The sequence below is a fragment of the Pseudomonas sp. BS3782 TE3695 genome, from assembly GCF_050435305.1.
Lineage (GTDB): Bacteria > Pseudomonadota > Gammaproteobacteria > Pseudomonadales > Pseudomonadaceae > Aquipseudomonas.
Genome location: NZ_JBNDKB010000001.1, coordinates 1 through 18,923, shown reverse-complemented (window position 1 = coordinate 18,923; position 18,923 = coordinate 1). Strand labels below are relative to the sequence as shown.

The window sequence follows — 18,923 nt, the reverse complement described above, 5'->3', positions numbered from 1 at the left end:
CCGACATCAATGTTGCATGACACACCGCTTTCGCGAGCAAGCCCGCTCCCACATTTTGATTGATGTTGTGTCAAATGCCGGCGATCAACTGCCGAGCCGCCTGGCTGTGGTCGGCAATCAACCCTTTCAGATCCAGCCCCTCAACCTGCCCGTCGATCACCCGCCACTTTCCGCCGATCATCACCCGGTCTGCCCGATCGGCGCCGCACAGCAGCAGCGCGGATACCGGATCATGGCTGCCGGAGAAGCGCAGTTCATCCAGTTTGAACAGTGCCAGATCCGCCTGCTTGCCTACCGCCAATTCACCGATATCGCTGCGTCCGAGCAAACTCGCCGAGCCCTTGGTCGCCCAGCCCAGTACCAACTCCGGTGTGATTTTTTCCGCGCCATAGCGCAGCCGCTGGATGTACAGCGCCTGACGGGTTTCGAGGATCATGTTCGACGCATCGTTGGATGCCGAGCCGTCCACGCCCAGACCCAGCAACGCGCCTGCAGCGGTCAGGTCCAGCGTCGGACAAATGCCGGAGGCCAGGCGCATATTCGAACTCGGGCAATGGCAGATACCCGTGCCGGCTGCGCCGAGACGGGCGATTTCGTCGGGGTTGAAATGAATGCCATGAGCCAGCCAGGTACGCGGGCCGAGCCAGCCGACGCTGTCCAGATAATCGACGGTGCGCAGGCCGAAACGTTGCAGGCAGAAGTCTTCTTCATCGAGGGTTTCCGCCAGGTGCGTGTGCAGGCGCACGTCGAGGGTGTTAGCCAGTTCGGCGCTGGCGGACATGATGTGCGGGGTTACGGAAAACGGTGAGCAGGGTGCCAACGCGATCTGGATTTGCGCGCCGTCCCCACGTTCGTGGTACGCGGCAATCAAACGTTGGCTGTCATCGAGGATCACTTCACCTTCCTGGACAGTTTGCTGCGGTGGCAGCCCTCCGTCCTTTTCACCAAGGCTCATCGAACCGCGAGTGAGCATGGCGCGCATGCCCAGTTCGCGAACACTCTGGACCTGCACGTCGATCGCATTTTCCAGGCCTTCAGGAAACAGGTAATGGTGATCGGCCGCGGTGGTGCAACCGGACAGCAGCAATTCGGCCAACGCGACTTGGGTGGCGAGGGCGAGTTTTTCAGGGGTGAGACGAGCCCAGACCGGATAGAGGGTTTTCAACCACGGGAACAACGGCTGATTGACCACCGGCGCCCAGGCACGGGTCAGGGTTTGATAGAAGTGATGATGGGTGTTGATCAGCCCTGGCAGGATCACATGTTCGCGGGCATCGAAGACTTGTCCACAGGGCGCGGACGGTTGCTGGCCGGCGCCGAGCACTTCGACGATCAAACCGTCTTGCAGCACCAGACCGCCACGGGCATCGAGCGCGTTGGCCGTGAAAATGGCGAGGGGATTTTTTAACCAGGTACGGGTCGCAGGCATGTTGGCCGGCTCCTCTGAAAATTGGGTTCAGGGTTGCCAGCTCAGTGTTGCCCTGTCTGCTGATCCAGGGTCGCCGCGGGGGCGAGGTGCGGAGTTTCGAACAAAAAAGCTTTGCGGGCAAGCCTCGCCCGACAGGGCAACGTAAACCCCCTGTGGGAGCGGGCTGTGGCGAGGGGGCTTGCCCCCGTTTGAGTGCGTAGCACTCACAAAATTTTTGGTACATCAGAGATTTGGGGACTGCTTCGCAGCCCAACGGGGGCAAGCCCCCTCGCCACAGCCCGCTCCCACACTCGATCTGTGGTGTTACCAGGGAATGGTCTCACCCCTGTAGTTCACAAAATGATGCCCGCCCTTGCCGGTATACGCATTCACCTGATCGACCAACCCACGCGTACTGGTATCCACATCAATGTCCGCGCCTTCACCGCCCATATCAGTTTTCACCCAACCCGGATGCAGCGACAGCACGGTGAGTTTCTGTTCGCCCAATTGCGTGACGAAGCTGTTAGTCATGGAGTTCAGCGCCGCTTTGCTGGCTTTGTACAGCGCCAGTTCCGGCGCATCGGGCATGGTCACGCTGCCCAGCACCGAACTCATGAACGCCAGCACGCCGCTGCCATCGCGAATCTGCCCGACAAAACGCTGGGCCAGATTGATCGGCGCCACGGCGTTGGTGAAGAACAGCTGGCCCACCTCGGCCAACGTCGCGCCGCCCGGCGTCTGGACCTCTGGTCCCTTGACCCCGGCATTCACGAACAACAGGTCGAACACTTCGCCCTTGAGTTTTTGGCTCAGGGCAATGACCGCTTGCTGATCGTCCATGTCGAGTTTTTCGATCCGCACCTTACCCAGCGCTTGCAAGGCTTCAGCGCCCTGCGGGTTGCGCACGGTGGCGGTGACTTGCCAGCCGTCGGCCAGCAGGGTTTTCACCAGACCGAGGCCCAAGCCTCGGGATGCACCGATGATGAGTGCGGTTTTTGCCTTGGACATGAATGGCTTCCTTGATGGATGAAAATCACGGATTTAAAGGATACTGACTCAAAGGACACTGTTGACCGAGCCGATGTTGCAATTCCTGACGCAAGACATCGAGTTCGGCGATGCGGGTTTCAATCAGGTTCAGTTTGTCTTGCAGCAACTGGGTCACGGCATCGGCTGGGTCGGGCGCCTGACGTAGCGCCGCGACACTGTTGCCGATTTCGCCAAGGGTAAAGCCCAGTCGTTGAGCCGTCTTGATGTACAGCACCAGTTGCACCATCTCCTGCGGATAGTCGCGATAACCATTGGCGCTGCGTTGCGCGGCGATCAATCCGCGTTGCTCGTAAAAACGTAACGTGTCGCGGCTGACGGCGCTGGCCTGGGCTAATTCACCGATGCGCATTTTGCTGTCTCGAAAGGGCTTGACCCTGGAGCATACTCCAGGCTTTAGCCTTGTTGCTCCCTGAATTTATGGAGCAAAACGGATGTGGACTTCAACGCAATATCGTCAAGTGGTGCTTGGCAGTGCGTGGTACGACCTGATCGTGACCGCTGCTTTTGTGACGCCATGGAGTTTTGTGGCGTTGCATGGCCTGTTTTCGAGCCTGAGCCAGACGTTAAATTTGCCTGGCGAGCTACCGCCGTTCGAGCCAATGCATATGCTGATGGCGAATCTGTTGGGTTCAATTGTGTGCGTGTGGGCGGTGCTGCGGATTCGTGATCCGCAGCAGGTGTTTGGGCGGTATGACGCGGTGGGGCGGTTTCTGTTTTCGGCTTGGCAGCTATATGCCTTGCTCCACGGCGCCAGTTCATTGCTGGTTATTTTCCTGGTCTTTGAATTGGCGTGGGGCGTTGTTCAAGTGTTGCCTGTTCGGGCGCCTTCGCGGGCAAGCCCGCTCCCACAGTGATTTTGGCGAACACGGAATTTTCGAACGACACAAAACTTGTGGGAGCGGGCTTGCCCGCGAAGAGGCCCTTGAAGCCGACCCTAATGCCCGGCCTGCCACGGCTGCCCCAACGACACCGGCGCATACAACCGTATGCGCACGGCATCCTGGGACAGCAGCACCAACACCACAATGGTCGCGACATACGGCAGCATCGCCAGCAGGCTCGATGGAATCGCCAGCCCCAACCCCTGCGCCACCAAATGAAGGATGCTGGCGAGACCGAACAGATACGCCCCGAGCAGCAATCGCCACACCCGCCAACTGGCAAACACCACCAGTGCCAAGGCAATCCAGCCGCGACCGGCGCTCATGTTTTCCGCCCACATCGGCGTGTACGCCAGGGACAGATAAGCCCCGGCCAACCCCGCCATGGCCCCGCCGAACAGCACCGCCAGCATGCGCACGCGCAACACCGGCAAGCCCATGGCACTGGCCGCGTCCGGGTTTTCGCCGACGGCCTGAATGATCAACCCGACGCGACTTTTCAGAATCACCCAGGCCACTAACGTGAACAGCGCGAACGACAAGTACACCAGCAAGTCCTGGGCAAACATCATCCGCCCGATCAGCGGGATTTCACTCAACAGCGGAATCGCCACCGGCTCGAAACCCGCCAACGGTTTGCCAACCCACGCGGCGCCGACAAAGGTCGACAGGCCTACGCCGAAGATCGTCAACGCCAACCCGGTTGCCACCTGATTGGCGTTGAACACCAGTGCCACCAAGGCAAACAGCGACGACAGCAGCATCCCGGCGAGCATCGCCAGCAACACGCCAAGCCAGAGGTTGCCGCTGTTCAGCGCGACGATGAAGCCGATCACCGCCCCAAACAACATCATGCCTTCTTGCCCGAGATTGAGGACGCCACTCTTCTCGCAGATCAGCTCGCCCAGCGCCACCAGCAACAACGGCGTACCGCAGCGAATCATGGCGTAGAAAATGTTGCTCAGCAGATCGATATCCATCACAAGGCTCCTGCGTGTACGGCGGTGGTTGGTGCACGGCGAGCCCAGCGCAGGTTCAAACGCGGTCGGTAGAGAATCAGTACGTCACTGGCCAACAGGAAAAACAGCATCATCCCCTGGAACAATTGAGTGATCGCTTGCGGGAGGTTCATGCTCATCTGTGCGCTTTCGCCACCGATGTACAGCAGCGCCATTAGCAGGCTGGAAAACAGAATGCCGATGGGATTCAGCCGCCCGAGAAACGCCACGGTGATCGCCGCATAGCCGTAACCCGGCGAGACTTGCGGCACCAGTTGGCCGATCGGCCCGGTGACTTCGCACACTCCGGCCAGTCCCGCGAGGCCGCCGCTGATCAACAACGCCAGCCAGATCAGCCGCTTCTCGCGAAAGCCGACGAAACCGGCGGCGCGCGTGTCCAGCCCGAGCACTTTGATCTGGAAGCCGACAAAGCTTTTCTGCAGCAACACCCACACCGCCACCAGCGCGAGCAAGGCGAAGTACACCCCGGCATGAACCCGGCCGTCCTCCATCAACAGTGGCAGTCGACTGGCATCGCCGAACATTGCCGACTCTGGAAAGTTGAACCCCGCCGGGTCCTTCAGCGGCCCGTGGACGCAGAACAGCAGCAGGTTCAGGGCGATGTAATTGAGCATGATGCTGGTAAGGATTTCATTGGCGTTGAAGCGCGTGCGCAACCACGCCGTCAGCCCGGCCCATGCGGCGCCGGCCAGGGTGCCTGTGAGCAGGATCAACACCAGCGCCCAGCGGTTTTGCCAGCCAATGATGTTCACTGCCAACGCACTGCCGGCGAGGGCGCCGAGCAGCAACTGACCTTCGGCGCCGATGTTCCAGATCCGCGCCTGATACGCCACCGCCAGACCCAATGCGCAAAGCAGAATCGGCAACGCTTTGACCAACCATTCGGAGACGCCGTACAAGTCGCTGATCGGTGCAATCAGCAACGTGTGCAAGGTCAGCAACGGATCGTGACCCAGCGCGATAAACAGCAATGAGCCACAGCCCAGCGTCAACACAGCCGCCAACAAGGGCGAGCACCACAACATCAGGCGCGATTGCTGACCACGGGGTTCGAGAGAAAGCAGCATGTGAAACTCCGTTAAAGCGCTACGGCGGCAGGGGATTGAGGGGCGTTGAACTGGCCAGCCATCCAGCCGCCGACGTCGCTCAGATCGGTGTCGACAGTGGCCTGCAATGGTGACAGCCGACCGCCGCACAGGGCGCCGAGGCGGTCGCTGATCTGGAACAATTCCTCGAGGTCTTCAGAGATCACCAGGATCGCTGCGCCAGCATCGCGCAAGGCAATCAACGCCCGGTGAATGGTCGCGGCGGCGCCGACATCCACACCCCAGGTCGGGTGCGCGGCCACTAGCAATTCAGGCTGTTGAAGGATCTCCCGGCCGAGGATGAATTTTTGCAAGTTGCCGCCGGACAGGCTGCGAGCCGGTGCGTGGGCATTGGGTGTCTTGACCCCGAAGCGGCGAATGATGTCTTCGGCCAGCGCTTCGACCTTGCCGCGCTGGATCAGTCCGTTGCTAATCAGCCCCTGTTGAAACGCAGTGAGCAGGGCGTTGTCCGCCAGGCTCAGCTCAGGCACCGCGCCATGTCCCAGACGCTCGGCGGGGACGAACGCCAGGCCAAGTTTACGTCGAGCATCCGGCCGCAGATGCGCCACCGGTTGCCCGCCGAAACTGATCGTCGCGCTGATCTCGCGGGGCAACCGTTCTTCACCACTGAGCAAGGCCAGCAACTCATCCTGACCATTGCCGGCCACCCCGGCGACTCCCACGATTTCGCCGCTGCGCACGTCCAGATCAATATTCTTCAGCGAGCAGCCGAATGGGTCCGGGTTATGCCAGGACAATCCCGTCACACTCAAAAACGCATCAGCGCCCATGACCTTTGGATAGTCGGTGATCAGCTCGGCGGCTTCACCGACCATCAATTGCGCCAGTTGCCGATCCGAGCACTGTGCCGGCACGCAATGGCCAGCCACCCGACCGCCGCGCAACACCGTAGCGCTGTGGCACAACGCACGTACTTCGCCGAGCTTGTGGCTGATAAAAAGAATGCTGCAGCCCTCGGCGGCCAGTCGGCGCAACGTGACGAACAATTCGTCGGCTTCTTGCGGGGTCAATACCGACGTCGGCTCATCGAGAATCAGCAGGCGGATGTCCTGCATCAGGCAGCGAATGATTTCCACCCGTTGACGCTCGCCGATGGACAGGCTGTGGACAAGTCGCTCCGGTTCCAGCGCCATGCCGTAGCGTTGGGACACTTCACGAATCTTCGGTTCGAGCTGCTTCGGCGTACCCGCCGCCGCGCCCATGGCCAGCGCGATGTTCTGCGCCACGCTCAGGGTTTCGAACAGCGAGAAATGCTGGAACACCATGCCAATCCCCAGGCTACGAGCCTGGGCCGGATTGCGCATGGTCACGCACTGGCCCTGCCAGATCATTTCCCCTGAGTCGGCGTGAGTGACGCCGTAGATGATCTTCATCAGGGTACTTTTTCCCGCACCGTTTTCGCCGAGCAGGGCGTGGATTTCACCGGGCGCAATGCTCAAGTCGATGGCATCGTTGGCCAGGCAACCGGGATAACGTTTGCTGATGCTGCGCAATTGCAGGCGGGGTATTTGATCGGGGATCGGCAAGGGGTTGGACATGACAGGCTCGGGTCGACAGAAGGTATACCCGTGGATAAAGCAATTTCCTGGCCATTGAGTCAGGAAATCGGCAAGGCTTTGCTGGCATCGGGGCTGTGGACGGTGCCTTGCCTTATTCGAATTGCAAATCAGGCACCATTTGAGAGCACCTTCTTTGATCAGGCTCCGCTTTTGCGCGCAATTGATTGGTCAAAAAACGAGCAATAACCTGCAAGCTATGTCGGACATGGGGCTGCGCCAGCCATGAACGGGTTATCCACAGGTTGCTCCACAGTATTTGTGCGCAAGCCGACCGCAGAGGCATAAGCACTGAAGGGCTATCTTCTAAAGGCGATAAACCGCTCTAACTGATTGTTTTTAGATGGGATAAATATTGTGGTTGAAGATTTGGATGAAAAATGAACAAAGCCAGCAAAGCCGCATGACAGAAGGGTTACAGCGCAATGTGCTCAGGTTATCCACAGCCGGGTGCACAGCAGATGTGGGCAAGTATCGAGAATAAAGAAAACCGGGTTGCCCCAAAAGATCGCAGCCTTCGGCAGCTCCTACGAGATTGCATTCCTTACGGTGTACACGGTCGGCGTAGGAGCTGCCGCAGGCTGCGATCTTTTGATCTTCTAACGCCGCAACAAAATGCGCCCACGACTCAAATCCGCCAGCTGCGTTTGCAAGGTCTGCATTTGCCCCGGGCCGATCGCCAATCGCAGTTCCACGCCATTGGCCGTGAAGGTTTCCTCAACGACCAAACCGCCCAGTTCCGCGACCCGAAGCTTCACCAGCGCCAGTTCACTAAATGCGCAGGCACAACTCACCGGCACCCGACTGATCAGCTCGACCTTCGGCGCCCCTTGCAGGCATTTGTTGGCACCGCCGCCATAGGCCCGGGCGAGGCCGCCGGTGCCCAGTTGAATGCCGCCATACCAGCGGATCACCAACACCGCGACCTGATCGCAATCTTGCGCTTCGATCGCTGCCAGAATCGGCCGGCCAGCGGTGCCGCCGGGTTCGCCATCATCGCTGCTGCGATATTGATCACCGAGTTTCCAGGCCCAGCAATTGTGCGAGGCGTTCAAATCACTGTGCTGCTCGATGAACGCTTGGGCATCAGATGCGCTAGTGATTGGTCCGGCGAGGGCGATGAAGCGGCTTTTGCGAATCTCTTCGCGGTATTCGCAAAAACCGCTGAGGGTAAAAGGCATAGGTGTCTTAGATAGCAGGCGTCAGGCCGCAGCCTTTGAGAATGATGCGGATCAGGTTGTTACCGGCGTCTTCCATGTCTTGCTTGGTCAACTTGGTGCGCCCGGTGACACGGCAGATCTGCGTGGCAAAATCGGCGTAATGCTGGGTGCTGCCCCACAGCAGGAAGATCAGGTGCACCGGGTCGACCGGGTCCATTTTGCCGGCGTCGATCCACGCCTGAAACACTGCGGCCCGGCCCTGAAACCAGATGCGATAGTCCTGGTTGAAATGCGCGCTCAGGCATTCGCCGCCGCTGATGACCTCCATGGCGAAGACCCGCGAAGCTTGTGGCTGGCGCCGGGAGAATTCCATTTTTGCGCGAATGTATCGCGTCAATGCTTCTGCCGGATCATCCTCGACGGTCAGGGTATTGAAAGTACTGTCCCAGAGTTCAAGGATGTTGCTCAGCACCGCCACGTACAAACCGAGTTTGTTGGTGAAGTAGTAATGCAGGTTCGCTTTGGGCAACCCGGCCTTCTGCGCGATGGTGTTCATGCTGGTGCCTTTGAATCCGTGACGGGCGAATTCGTCTTCAGCGGCTTTGATGATGGTCTCTTCGTTTTTCTGACGAATGCGGCTGGCGGGTTTGCCGCCGTGGGCTGGGACTTCAAAGGTCATAGGCACTTCCGAACAGGTAGATGGGTGCAACCAGATGCGTTGATAGCGCACCCGCAGGTCGCAGACAAGTCCTGTTGCGATAAAACCTGAACACCATAATCCCTGTGGGTGCGGGCTTGCTCGCGAAGGCGGTGTGTCAGTTGCATTAATGTCGACTGATACTCCCTCTTCGCGAGCAAGCCCGCTCCCACAGGTTTCAGCGTGTTGCCGCCAGGCTCTCCAAAAAACTCTCCAGCACCAAGTGGGGTCGACGGCCCTTGCGTGTGACCGATGCCAGGCTCAGGTCATAAAAACGTGCCTTGGGTTTCAGCGCGCGCAATCGGCCTTGCTGCACCCAGAGGCTGGCGTAATGATCCGGCAGGTAACCGATGTAGCGCCCGGTCAGAATCAGAAATGCCATGCCTTCGCGATCCGATGCACTAGCGGTGCAGTTGAGCGCCTGATAGTGGGCCTGAATCTCGGCAGGCAAACGGAAGGTCGGGGCGATGGCGTCCTGGCTATTGAGACGCTCATCGTCCAGTTGTTTGTCGTCGACATAAAATAACGGATGCCCGACTGCGCAATACAGCAGCGAACGTTCGCTGTAGAGCGGCTGATATTCCAGCCCCGACAGCGCACTGGCCTGCGGCACTACGCCGACATGCAAGCGCCCGTCGAGCACGCCTTGTTCGACTTCATTGGGCGCGATCATGCGGATCTGGATCTGTACGTCCGGGCCGCGCTCCTTCAACTGAGCCAAGGCATGGGTGATGCGCATGTGGGGCAGGGTGACCAGGTTGTCGGTCAGGCCGATGGTCAACTCACCGCGCAAATGTTGGTGGAGGCCGTTGACCTCGGTGCGGAAACTTTCCAGCGCACTTAATAGCTGCAGCGCAGATTGGTAGACCTCGCGGCCTTCTTCGGTCAGGGAAAAACCGGCGCGACCGCGTTGGCACAGACGCAGGCCGAGGCGTTGCTCCAGATCGCTCATCTGCTGGCTGATCGCCGAGCGACCGATGCCCAGCACCGATTCCGCCGCAGAGAAGCCGCCGCATTCCACGACGCTGCGAAAAATTCGCAGCAGGCGGATATCAAAGTCACTGACTTGCGCCAGCGGATCGGGACGACGGCTGCTCATGCTTTGTTTACTCAAAGTTTAGTGGCGGGCTGACTGAAGGTTAGAAAAGTTGGATTTCACCGACTTTATCTCCGTGGCAATTTAGCTGCAACAACGCTTTTCATCTCCACGCCGCTTATTGCCCTGCGAGGTTTTGCCCATGAACGTGCCTGAAAACGCCCCGACTTCCCTGGCCAGCCAGCTCAAGCTCGATGCTCACTGGATGCCCTACACCGCGAACCGCAATTTCCAGCGCGACCCGCGACTGATCGTGGCCGCCGAGGGCAGTTGGCTGACAGACGACAAGGGCCGCAAGGTCTACGATTCGCTCTCAGGCCTGTGGACCTGCGGCGCCGGACACACTCGCAAGGAAATCCAGGAAGCGGTGGCCAAGCAGTTGGGTACCCTGGATTACTCGCCGGGCTTTCAGTACGGTCACCCGTTGTCGTTTCAGTTAGCCGAGAAAATCACCGATTTGACCCCGGGCAATCTGAATCACGTGTTCTTCACCGACTCGGGTTCCGAGTGCGCAGACACGGCGGTGAAAATGGTACGTGCTTACTGGCGCCTGAAAGGCCAGGCGACCAAGACCAAAATGATCGGCCGCGCTCGTGGCTATCACGGCGTGAACATCGCCGGCACCAGCCTCGGCGGCGTGAACGGCAACCGCAAACTGTTCGGTCAGGCGATGATGGACGTCGATCACCTGCCGCACACCTTGCTGACGAGCAATGCTTTCACTCGTGGCATGCCGGAGCAGGGGGGTATCCCGCTGGCGGATGAATTGCTCAAGTTGATCGAGCTGCACGATGCCTCGAACATCGCAGCGGTATTCGTCGAGCCATTGGCTGGTTCCGCTGGCGTGCTGGTTCCGCCGCAGGGTTACCTCAAGCGCCTGCGCGAGATCTGCGATCAGCACAACATCCTGTTGGTGTTTGACGAAGTGATCACCGGTTTTGGTCGTACCGGTTCGATGTTCGGCGCCGACAGCTTTGGCGTGACGCCAGACCTGATGTGCATTGCCAAGCAAGTCACCAACGGCGCAATCCCGATGGGCGCGGTGATTGCCAGCTCCGAGATCTACCAAACCTTCATGAATCAGGCGACGCCTGAGTACGCGGTGGAGTTCCCGCACGGCTACACCTATTCCGCGCACCCGGTAGCTTGTGCTGCGGGCCTGGCGGCGCTCGACCTGCTGCAAAAGGAAAATCTGGTGCAGAGCGTGGCGGAAGTGGCGCCGCATTTCGAAAATGCGTTGCATGGTTTGAAGGGTTCGAAAAACGTAATCGACATTCGTAACTACGGGTTGGCCGGTGCCATCCAGATTGCGCCTCGCGACGGCGATGCCATCGTGCGTCCGTTCGAGGCCGGCATGGCCTTGTGGAAAGCCGGGTTCTACGTGCGCTTCGGCGGCGACACTCTGCAGTTTGGCCCAACCTTCAACAGCAAGCCGCAAGACCTTGATCGTCTGTTCGACGCGGTCGGCGAAGTGCTGAACAAGATCGACTGATTTTTCCCTCTCCCTCTAATAGAAAGAAAGGCGTCCTTTGAAGGGCGCCTGTGGACAACTTTTTCAGGAGCCCTGCATGAGCCTTATCCCGCATTTGATCAATGGCGAACTGGTGACCGAAGACGGTCGTACGGCCGACGTGTTCAACCCGTCCACCGGTCAGGCGATCCACAAGCTGCCATTGGCCAGCCGTGAAACCATTCAAAAAGCCATCGACGCGGCCAAAGCTGCGTTCCCGGCCTGGCGTAACACTCCGCCGGCCAAGCGCGCTCAGGTGATGTTCCGCTTCAAGCAATTGCTGGAGCAGAACGAAGCTCGCATCGCTCAACTGATCAGTGAAGAACACGGCAAGACCCTGGAAGATGCGGCCGGTGAATTGAAGCGCGGGATCGAGAACGTCGAGTTCGCCTGTGCTGCACCGGAAATTCTCAAGGGCGAGTACAGCCGTAATGTCGGCCCGAACATCGATGCCTGGTCGGATTTCCAGCCATTGGGCGTGGTGGCCGGTATTACCCCGTTCAACTTCCCGGCCATGGTGCCGCTGTGGATGTATCCGCTGGCGATCGTCTGCGGCAACTGCTTTATTCTCAAGCCTTCCGAGCGCGATCCAAGCTCGACGCTGCTGATTGCTCAGTTGCTGTTGGAAGCCGGCCTGCCGAAAGGCGTGCTGAGTGTGGTGCATGGCGATAAGGCTGCGGTGGATGCCTTGATTGAAGCGCCGGAAGTCAAAGCGCTGAGTTTCGTCGGTTCAACGCCAATTGCCGAATACATTTACGCCGAAGGCACCAAGCGCGGCAAACGCGTCCAGGCGCTGGGCGGGGCGAAGAACCACGCGGTATTGATGCCGGATGCGGATCTGGATAACGCAGTCAGCGCACTGATGGGCGCGGCGTACGGTTCGTGCGGTGAGCGCTGCATGGCGATCTCGGTGGCTGTATGCGTCGGCGATCAAGTGGCCGATGCGTTGGTGGCCAAACTGGTACCGCAGGTCAAAGCGTTGAAAATCGGTGCCGGTACGACCTGTGGCCTGGACATGGGGCCGCTGGTTTCCGGTCAGGCTCGCGATAAAGTCAGTGGCTATATAGAAGACGGTGTTTCAGCGGGTGCGACGTTGGTGGTGGATGGTCGTGGCCTGAGCGTGACCGGTCATGAGGAAGGGTTCTTCCTGGGCGGTTGCCTGTTCGATAACGTCACGCCAGAGATGCGCATCTATAAAGAAGAGATCTTCGGGCCGGTGCTGTGCGTCGTTCGGGTCAATAGCCTGGAGGAGGCAATGCAACTGATCAACGATCACGAGTATGGCAATGGCACCTGTATCTTCACGCGTGATGGGGAAGCGGCGCGGTTGTTCTGCGATGAGATTGAAGTGGGTATGGTTGGCGTCAACGTGCCATTGCCGGTGCCAGTGGCTTATCACAGCTTTGGCGGCTGGAAGCGTTCGCTGTTTGGCGATCTGCATGCGTATGGTCCGGATGGCGTACGGTTCTATACCCGTCGCAAGGCGATTACCCAGCGCTGGCCGCAACGGGCGAGCCATGAGGCTTCGCAATTCGCATTTCCTAGCTTGTAAATAGAAGGGCAGAAGGCCGACCTGTAGAGGTCGGCCTTCGTGTTTTCGGGCTTTTTGGATTTATATGACGGAAATGTGAAAATTGGTGTTGACGGCAGATTCTGAAAGCCTATAATTCGCCCCACTTCCGGCGCAGTCGAAACGGAAAACTCCTTGCTAAACAATGAGTTATGCGGTTTTCGGCAGCGGTTACGCTTCAGTTCATCGAAGCCAGAAGGAGTTGAAAGGGCAGTGATGTTTGGCTCTTTTGACGGTTCGATCTTCTCGGTCGAAAGCGGAGAAAAAGAGGTGTTGACAGCAGCGAGTAACGCTGTAGAATTCGCCTCCCGCTAACGAGAGATCGGAAGCGCAAGTGGTTGAAGTTGTTGAAGATTCCCAAGCGAAACTTTGAAAACTTCCGAAAATAACCGCTTGACAGCAACAGAGGCTGCTGTAGAATGCGCGCCTCGGTTGAGACGAAAGATCTTAACCAACCGCTCTTTAACAACTGAATCAAGCAATTCGTGTGGGTGCTTGTGGAGTCAGACTGATAGTCAACAAGATTATCAGCATCACAAGTTGCTCCGCGAGAAATCAAAGATGTAACCAACGATTGCTGAGCCAAGTTTAGGGTTTCTTAAAAACCCAAAGATGTTTGAACTGAAGAGTTTGATCATGGCTCAGATTGAACGCTGGCGGCAGGCCTAACACATGCAAGTCGAGCGGTAGAGAGGTGCTTGCACCTCTTGAGAGCGGCGGACGGGTGAGTAATGCCTAGGAATCTGCCTGGTAGTGGGGGATAACGCTCGGAAACGGACGCTAATACCGCATACGTCCTACGGGAGAAAGCAGGGGACCTTCGGGCCTTGCGCTATCAGATGAGCCTAGGTCGGATTAGCTAGTTGGTGAGGTAATGGCTCACCAAGGCGACGATCCGTAACTGGTCTGAGAGGATGATCAGTCACACTGGAACTGAGACACGGTCCAGACTCCTACGGGAGGCAGCAGTGGGGAATATTGGACAATGGGCGAAAGCCTGATCCAGCCATGCCGCGTGTGTGAAGAAGGTCTTCGGATTGTAAAGCACTTTAAGTTGGGAGGAAGGGCAGTTACCTAATACGTAATTGTTTTGACGTTACCGACAGAATAAGCACCGGCTAACTCTGTGCCAGCAGCCGCGGTAATACAGAGGGTGCAAGCGTTAATCGGAATTACTGGGCGTAAAGCGCGCGTAGGTGGTTCGTTAAGTTGGATGTGAAAGCCCCGGGCTCAACCTGGGAACTGCATTCAAAACTGACGAGCTAGAGTATGGTAGAGGGTGGTGGAATTTCCTGTGTAGCGGTGAAATGCGTAGATATAGGAAGGAACACCAGTGGCGAAGGCGACCACCTGGACTGATACTGACACTGAGGTGCGAAAGCGTGGGGAGCAAACAGGATTAGATACCCTGGTAGTCCACGCCGTAAACGATGTCAACTAGCCGTTGGGAGCCTTGAGCTCTTAGTGGCGCAGCTAACGCATTAAGTTGACCGCCTGGGGAGTACGGCCGCAAGGTTAAAACTCAAATGAATTGACGGGGGCCCGCACAAGCGGTGGAGCATGTGGTTTAATTCGAAGCAACGCGAAGAACCTTACCAGGCCTTGACATCCAATGAACTTTCCAGAGATGGATGGGTGCCTTCGGGAACATTGAGACAGGTGCTGCATGGCTGTCGTCAGCTCGTGTCGTGAGATGTTGGGTTAAGTCCCGTAACGAGCGCAACCCTTGTCCTTAGTTACCAGCACGTCATGGTGGGCACTCTAAGGAGACTGCCGGTGACAAACCGGAGGAAGGTGGGGATGACGTCAAGTCATCATGGCCCTTACGGCCTGGGCTACACACGTGCTACAATGGTCGGTACAGAGGGTTGCCAAGCCGCGAGGTGGAGCTAATCCCAGAAAACCGATCGTAGTCCGGATCGCAGTCTGCAACTCGACTGCGTGAAGTCGGAATCGCTAGTAATCGCGAATCAGAATGTCGCGGTGAATACGTTCCCGGGCCTTGTACACACCGCCCGTCACACCATGGGAGTGGGTTGCACCAGAAGTAGCTAGTCTAACCTTCGGGAGGACGGTTACCACGGTGTGATTCATGACTGGGGTGAAGTCGTAACAAGGTAGCCGTAGGGGAACCTGCGGCTGGATCACCTCCTTAATCGACGACATCAGCTGCTCCATAAGTTCCCACACGAATTGCTTGATTCATTGAAGAAGACGATAAGAAGCAGCCCGAAATTGGGTCTGTAGCTCAGTTGGTTAGAGCGCACCCCTGATAAGGGTGAGGTCGGCAGTTCGAATCTGCCCAGACCCACCAATTTTGTGTGGGAAACGCCTGTAGAAATACGGGGCCATAGCTCAGCTGGGAGAGCGCCTGCCTTGCACGCAGGAGGTCAACGGTTCGATCCCGTTTGGCTCCACCACTACTGCTTCTGTTTGTTGAAAGCTTAGAAATGAGCATTCCATCCTGGTGATGGTGAATGTTGATTTCTAGTCTTTGGCTAGATCGTTCTTTAAAAATTTGGGTATGTGATAGAAAGATAGACTGAACACTACTTTCACTGGTAGTGGATCAGGCTAAGGTAAAATTTGTGAGTTGCTCTTTATGAGCAAGCATCGAATTTTCGGCGAATGTCGTCTTCACAGTATAACCAGATTGCTTGGGGTTATATGGTCAAGTGAAGAAGCGCATACGGTGGATGCCTTGGCAGTCAGAGGCGATGAAAGACGTGGTAGCCTGCGAAAAGCTTCGGGGAGTCGGCAAACAGACTTTGATCCGGAGATGTCTGAATGGGGGAACCCACCTAACATAAGTTAGGTATCTTAAGCTGAATACATAGGCTTAAGAAGCGAACCAGGGGAACTGAAACATCTAAGTACCCTGAGGAAAAGAAATCAACCGAGATTCCCTTAGTAGTGGCGAGCGAACGGGGACTAGCCCTTAAGTGGCTTTGAGATTAGCGGAACGCTCTGGAAAGTGCGGCCATAGTGGGTGATAGCCCTGTACGCGAAAATCTCTTGGCCATGAAATCGAGTAGGACGGAGCACGAGAAACTTTGTCTGAATATGGGGGGACCATCCTCCAAGGCTAAATACTACTGACTGACCGATAGTGAACTAGTACCGTGAGGGAAAGGCGAAAAGAACCCCGGAGAGGGGAGTGAAATAGATCCTGAAACCGTATGCGTACAAGCAGTGGGAGCCCACTTTGTTGGGTGACTGCGTACCTTTTGTATAATGGGTCAGCGACTTATTTTCAGTGGCGAGCTTAACCGAATAGGGGAGGCGTAGCGAAAGCGAGTCTTAATAGGGCGTCTAGTCGCTGGGAATAGACCCGAAACCGGGCGATCTATCCATGGGCAGGTTGAAGGTTGGGTAACACTAACTGGAGGACCGAACCGACTACCGTTGAAAAGTTAGCGGATGACCTGTGGATCGGAGTGAAAGGCTAATCAAGCTCGGAGATAGCTGGTTCTCCTCGAAAGCTATTTAGGTAGCGCCTCATGTATCACTGTAGGGGGTAGAGCACTGTTTCGGCTAGGGGGTCATCCCGACTTACCAAACCGATGCAAACTCCGAATACCTACAAGTGCCGAGCATGGGAGACACACGGCGGGTGCTAACGTCCGTCGTGAAAAGGGAAACAACCCAGACCGTCAGCTAAGGTCCCAAAGTTATGGTTAAGTGGGAAACGATGTGGGAAGGCTTAGACAGCTAGGAGGTTGGCTTAGAAGCAGCCACCCTTTAAAGAAAGCGTAATAGCTCACTAGTCGAGTCGGCCTGCGCGGAAGATGTAACGGGGCTCAAACCATACACCGAAGCTACGGGTATCACTTAGGTGATGCGGTAGAGGAGCGTTCTGTAAGCCTGTGAAGGTGAGTTGAGAAGCTTGCTGGAGGTATCAGAAGTGCGAATGCTGACATGAGTAACGACAATGGGTGTGAAAAACACCCACGCCGAAAGACCAAGGTTTCCTGCGCAACGTTAATCGACGCAGGGTTAGTCGGTCCCTAAGGCGAGGCTGAAAAGCGTAGTCGATGGAAAACAGGTTAATATTCCTGTACTTCTGGTTATTGCGATGGAGGGACGGAGAAGGCTAGGCCAGCTTGGCGTTGGTTGTCCAAGTTTAAGGTGGTAGGCTGGAATCTTAGGTAAATCCGGGATTCCAAGGCCGAGAGCTGATGACGAGTGTTCTTTTAGAACACGAAGTGGTTGATGCCATGCTTCCAAGAAAAGCTTCTAAGCTTCAGGTAACCAGGAACCGTACCCCAAACCGACACAGGTGGTTGGGTAGAGAATACCAAGGCGCTTGAGAGAACTCGGGTGAAGGAACTAGGCAAAATGGCACCGTAACTTCGGGAGAAGGTGCGCCGGTGAGGGTGAAGCATTTACTGCGTAAGCCCACGCCGGTCGAAGATACCAGGCCGCTGCGACTGTTTATTAAAAACACAGCACTCTGCAAACACGAAAGTGGACGTATAGGGTGTGACGCCTGCCCGGTGCCGGAAGGTTAATTGATGGGGTTAGCTAACGCGAAGCTCTTGATCGAAGCCCCGGTAAACGGCGGCCGTAACTATAACGGTCCTAAGGTAGCGAAATTCCTTGTCGGGTAAGTTCCGACCTGCACGAATGGCGTAACGATGGCGGCGCTGTCTCCACCCGAGACTCAGTGAAATTGAAATCGCTGTGAAGATGCAGTGTATCCGCGGCTAGACGGAAAGACCCCGTGAACCTTTACTATAGCTTTGCACTGGACTTTGAATTTGCTTGTGTAGGATAGGTGGGAGGCTTTGAAGCGTGGACGCCAGTTCGCGTGGAGCCAACCTTGAAATACCACCCTGGCAACTTTGAGGTTCTAACTCAGGTCCGTTATCCGGATCGAGGACAGTGTATGGTGGGTAGTTTGACTGGGGCGGTCTCCTCCTAAAGAGTAACGGAGGAGTACGAAGGTGCGCTCAGACCGGTCGGAAATCGGTCGTAGAGTATAAAGGCAAAAGCGCGCTTGACTGCGAGACAGACACGTCGAGCAGGTACGAAAGTAGGTCTTAGTGATCCGGTGGTTCTGTATGGAAGGGCCATCGCTCAACGGATAAAAGGTACTCCGGGGATAACAGGCTGATACCGCCCAAGAGTTCATATCGACGGCGGTGTTTGGCACCTCGATGTCGGCTCATCACATCCTGGGGCTGAAGCCGGTCCCAAGGGTATGGCTGTTCGCCATTTAAAGTGGTACGCGAGCTGGGTTTAGAACGTCGTGAGACAGTTCGGTCCCTATCTGCCGTGGACGTTTGAGATTTGAGAGGGGCTGCTCCTAGTACGAGAGGACCGGAGTGGACGAACCTCTGGTGTTCCGGTTGTCACGCCAGTGGCATTGCCGGGTAGCTATGTTCGGAATAGATAACCGCTGAAAGCATCTAAGCGGGAAACTAGCCTCAAGATGAGATCTCACTGGGACCTTGAGTCCCCTGAAGGGCCGTCGAAGACTACGACGTTGATAGGTTGGGTGTGTAAGCGCTGTGAGGCGTTGAGCTAACCAATACTAATTGCCCGTGAGGCTTGACCATATAACACCCAAGCAATTTGCTGACCTGAAGAGGCACCAGATTGCGGTGTGTGAAGACGCAAGAACCGAAAGTTCGATATTCACAAAACACCAGGCTATCACCTACCCAATTTGCTGAAGCGCGGCCACCAGGCCACGACTCGGTACCCGAATTTCTTGACGACCATAGAGCATTGGAACCACCTGATCCCATCCCGAACTCAGCAGTGAAACGATGCATCGCCGATGGTAGTGTGGGGTTTCCCCATGTGAGAGTAGGTCATCGTCAAGATCAAATTCCGAAACCCCTATCTGCAGATGCAGGTAG

At 56.9% G+C, this 18,923-nt stretch carries 13 protein-coding genes, 2 tRNA genes and 3 rRNA genes; 9 read left to right on the top strand and 9 right to left on the bottom strand.

Going from position 1 to position 18,923, the window contains the following annotated elements; all coding sequences use genetic code 11:
* Window positions 1-70 precede the first annotated feature (70 nt).
* The 3 genes from ABH909_RS00090 to ABH909_RS00080 all read right to left on the bottom strand — a co-directional run bounded on the left by ABH909_RS00090 (window position 71) and on the right by ABH909_RS00080 (window position 2,810).
* Entirely contained in the window at window positions 71-1,429 is a 1,359-nt protein-coding gene (locus tag ABH909_RS00090; RefSeq protein ID WP_429429539.1) for an 8-oxoguanine deaminase, read from the bottom strand.
* A gap of 303 nt (window positions 1,430-1,732) precedes the next feature.
* Window positions 1,733-2,419 (bottom strand): SDR family oxidoreductase, encoded by a 687-nt coding sequence (locus tag ABH909_RS00085; protein WP_429429538.1) that lies wholly within the window; start codon window positions 2,417-2,419, stop codon window positions 1,733-1,735.
* A gap of 25 nt (window positions 2,420-2,444) precedes the next feature.
* Window positions 2,445-2,810 carry a MerR family transcriptional regulator gene (locus ABH909_RS00080; RefSeq protein ID WP_429429537.1) on the bottom strand — a complete coding sequence of 122 codons (366 nt, stop codon included), beginning with the start codon at window positions 2,808-2,810 and terminating at the stop codon, window positions 2,445-2,447.
* Between the two features lie 82 nt (window positions 2,811-2,892).
* Here ABH909_RS00080 and ABH909_RS00075 point away from each other — a divergent pair, with 82 nt between their 5' ends.
* Window positions 2,893-3,315 carry a hypothetical protein gene (locus ABH909_RS00075; RefSeq protein WP_429429535.1) on the top strand — a complete coding sequence of 141 codons (423 nt, stop codon included), beginning with the start codon at window positions 2,893-2,895 and terminating at the stop codon, window positions 3,313-3,315.
* 80 nt (window positions 3,316-3,395) lie between these two features.
* Here the strand turns inward: ABH909_RS00075 and ABH909_RS00070 are convergent, their stop codons facing one another.
* From ABH909_RS00070 to ABH909_RS00060, 3 genes are read right to left on the bottom strand one after another with little or no spacing between them, the layout of a single operon-like run.
* Entirely contained in the window at window positions 3,396-4,322 is a 927-nt protein-coding gene (locus ABH909_RS00070) for an ABC transporter permease (protein WP_429429533.1), read from the bottom strand.
* Entirely contained in the window at window positions 4,322-5,428 is a 1,107-nt protein-coding gene (locus tag ABH909_RS00065) for an ABC transporter permease (protein ID WP_429429531.1), read from the bottom strand. Before ABH909_RS00065 ends, ABH909_RS00070 begins: the two co-directional genes overlap by 1 nt.
* Window positions 5,429-5,439: 11 nt before the next feature.
* Entirely contained in the window at window positions 5,440-7,005 is a 1,566-nt protein-coding gene (locus ABH909_RS00060) for an ABC transporter ATP-binding protein (protein ID WP_429429529.1), read from the bottom strand.
* Between the two features lie 30 nt (window positions 7,006-7,035).
* Between ABH909_RS00060 and ABH909_RS00055 the strand changes: the two genes are divergently transcribed.
* Window positions 7,036-7,212 (top strand): hypothetical protein, encoded by a 177-nt coding sequence (locus ABH909_RS00055; protein ID WP_429429527.1) that lies wholly within the window; start codon window positions 7,036-7,038, stop codon window positions 7,210-7,212.
* A gap of 410 nt (window positions 7,213-7,622) precedes the next feature.
* Here the strand turns inward: ABH909_RS00055 and ABH909_RS00050 are convergent, their stop codons facing one another.
* The 3 genes from ABH909_RS00050 to ABH909_RS00040 form a co-directional block, all read right to left on the bottom strand.
* Window positions 7,623-8,204 (bottom strand): IMPACT family protein, encoded by a 582-nt coding sequence (locus ABH909_RS00050; RefSeq protein WP_429429525.1) that lies wholly within the window; start codon window positions 8,202-8,204, stop codon window positions 7,623-7,625.
* Between the two features lie 7 nt (window positions 8,205-8,211).
* Complete coding sequence (locus ABH909_RS00045) at window positions 8,212-8,862, bottom strand: TetR/AcrR family transcriptional regulator (protein ID WP_429375370.1); 651 nt, start codon at window positions 8,860-8,862, stop codon at window positions 8,212-8,214.
* Between the two features lie 196 nt (window positions 8,863-9,058).
* Window positions 9,059-9,979, bottom strand: a complete 921-nt coding sequence (locus tag ABH909_RS00040; RefSeq protein WP_008006295.1) for a LysR family transcriptional regulator — start codon at window positions 9,977-9,979, stop codon at window positions 9,059-9,061.
* 139 nt (window positions 9,980-10,118) lie between these two features.
* Between ABH909_RS00040 and ABH909_RS00035 the strand changes: the two genes are divergently transcribed.
* The 7 genes from ABH909_RS00035 to rrf all read left to right on the top strand — a co-directional run bounded on the left by ABH909_RS00035 (window position 10,119) and on the right by rrf (window position 18,887).
* On the top strand, window positions 10,119-11,468 hold the full coding sequence (locus tag ABH909_RS00035; RefSeq protein ID WP_429429522.1) for an aspartate aminotransferase family protein: 1,350 nt from the start codon (window positions 10,119-10,121) through the stop codon (window positions 11,466-11,468).
* Window positions 11,469-11,544: 76 nt separating this feature from the next.
* Window positions 11,545-13,038, top strand: a complete 1,494-nt coding sequence (locus ABH909_RS00030) for a CoA-acylating methylmalonate-semialdehyde dehydrogenase (protein WP_429429520.1) — start codon at window positions 11,545-11,547, stop codon at window positions 13,036-13,038.
* Window positions 13,039-13,674: 636 nt separating this feature from the next.
* Window positions 13,675-15,211, top strand: a 16S ribosomal RNA gene (locus ABH909_RS00025).
* Window positions 15,212-15,293: 82 nt separating this feature from the next.
* Window positions 15,294-15,370 (top strand) — tRNA-Ile (locus ABH909_RS00020).
* A 30-nt stretch (window positions 15,371-15,400) separates the two neighbouring features.
* A tRNA-Ala gene (locus tag ABH909_RS00015) sits at window positions 15,401-15,476 on the top strand.
* 249 nt (window positions 15,477-15,725) lie between these two features.
* Window positions 15,726-18,617: ribosomal RNA gene (locus ABH909_RS00010) — 23S ribosomal RNA — on the top strand.
* 154 nt (window positions 18,618-18,771) lie between these two features.
* Window positions 18,772-18,887, top strand: a 5S ribosomal RNA gene (rrf, locus tag ABH909_RS00005).
* Together the 16S, 23S and 5S rRNA genes with 2 tRNA genes alongside form the textbook arrangement of a ribosomal RNA operon.
* The last annotated feature ends 36 nt before the right edge of the window (window positions 18,888-18,923 follow it).

What these genes read in the sequence shown, in the direction of transcription:
- ABH909_RS00090 (WP_429429539.1), bottom strand. Translation starts at nt 1,429, where the DNA reads ATGCCTGCGACCCGTACCTGGTTAAAAAATCCCCTCGCCATTTTCACG.
- ABH909_RS00085 (WP_429429538.1), bottom strand. Translation starts at nt 2,419, where the DNA reads ATGTCCAAGGCAAAAACCGCACTCATCATCGGTGCATCCCGAGGCTTG.
- ABH909_RS00080 (WP_429429537.1), bottom strand. Translation starts at nt 2,810, where the DNA reads ATGCGCATCGGTGAATTAGCCCAGGCCAGCGCCGTCAGCCGCGACACG.
- ABH909_RS00075 (WP_429429535.1), top strand. Translation starts at nt 2,893, where the DNA reads ATGTGGACTTCAACGCAATATCGTCAAGTGGTGCTTGGCAGTGCGTGG.
- ABH909_RS00070 (WP_429429533.1), bottom strand. Translation starts at nt 4,322, where the DNA reads ATGGATATCGATCTGCTGAGCAACATTTTCTACGCCATGATTCGCTGC.
- ABH909_RS00065 (WP_429429531.1), bottom strand. Translation starts at nt 5,428, where the DNA reads ATGCTGCTTTCTCTCGAACCCCGTGGTCAGCAATCGCGCCTGATGTTG.
- ABH909_RS00060 (WP_429429529.1), bottom strand. Translation starts at nt 7,005, where the DNA reads ATGTCCAACCCCTTGCCGATCCCCGATCAAATACCCCGCCTGCAATTG.
- ABH909_RS00050 (WP_429429525.1), bottom strand. Translation starts at nt 8,204, where the DNA reads ATGCCTTTTACCCTCAGCGGTTTTTGCGAATACCGCGAAGAGATTCGC.
- ABH909_RS00045 (WP_429375370.1), bottom strand. Translation starts at nt 8,862, where the DNA reads ATGACCTTTGAAGTCCCAGCCCACGGCGGCAAACCCGCCAGCCGCATT.
- ABH909_RS00040 (WP_008006295.1), bottom strand. Translation starts at nt 9,979, where the DNA reads ATGAGCAGCCGTCGTCCCGATCCGCTGGCGCAAGTCAGTGACTTTGAT.
- ABH909_RS00035 (WP_429429522.1), top strand. Translation starts at nt 10,119, where the DNA reads ATGAACGTGCCTGAAAACGCCCCGACTTCCCTGGCCAGCCAGCTCAAG.
- ABH909_RS00030 (WP_429429520.1), top strand. Translation starts at nt 11,545, where the DNA reads ATGAGCCTTATCCCGCATTTGATCAATGGCGAACTGGTGACCGAAGAC.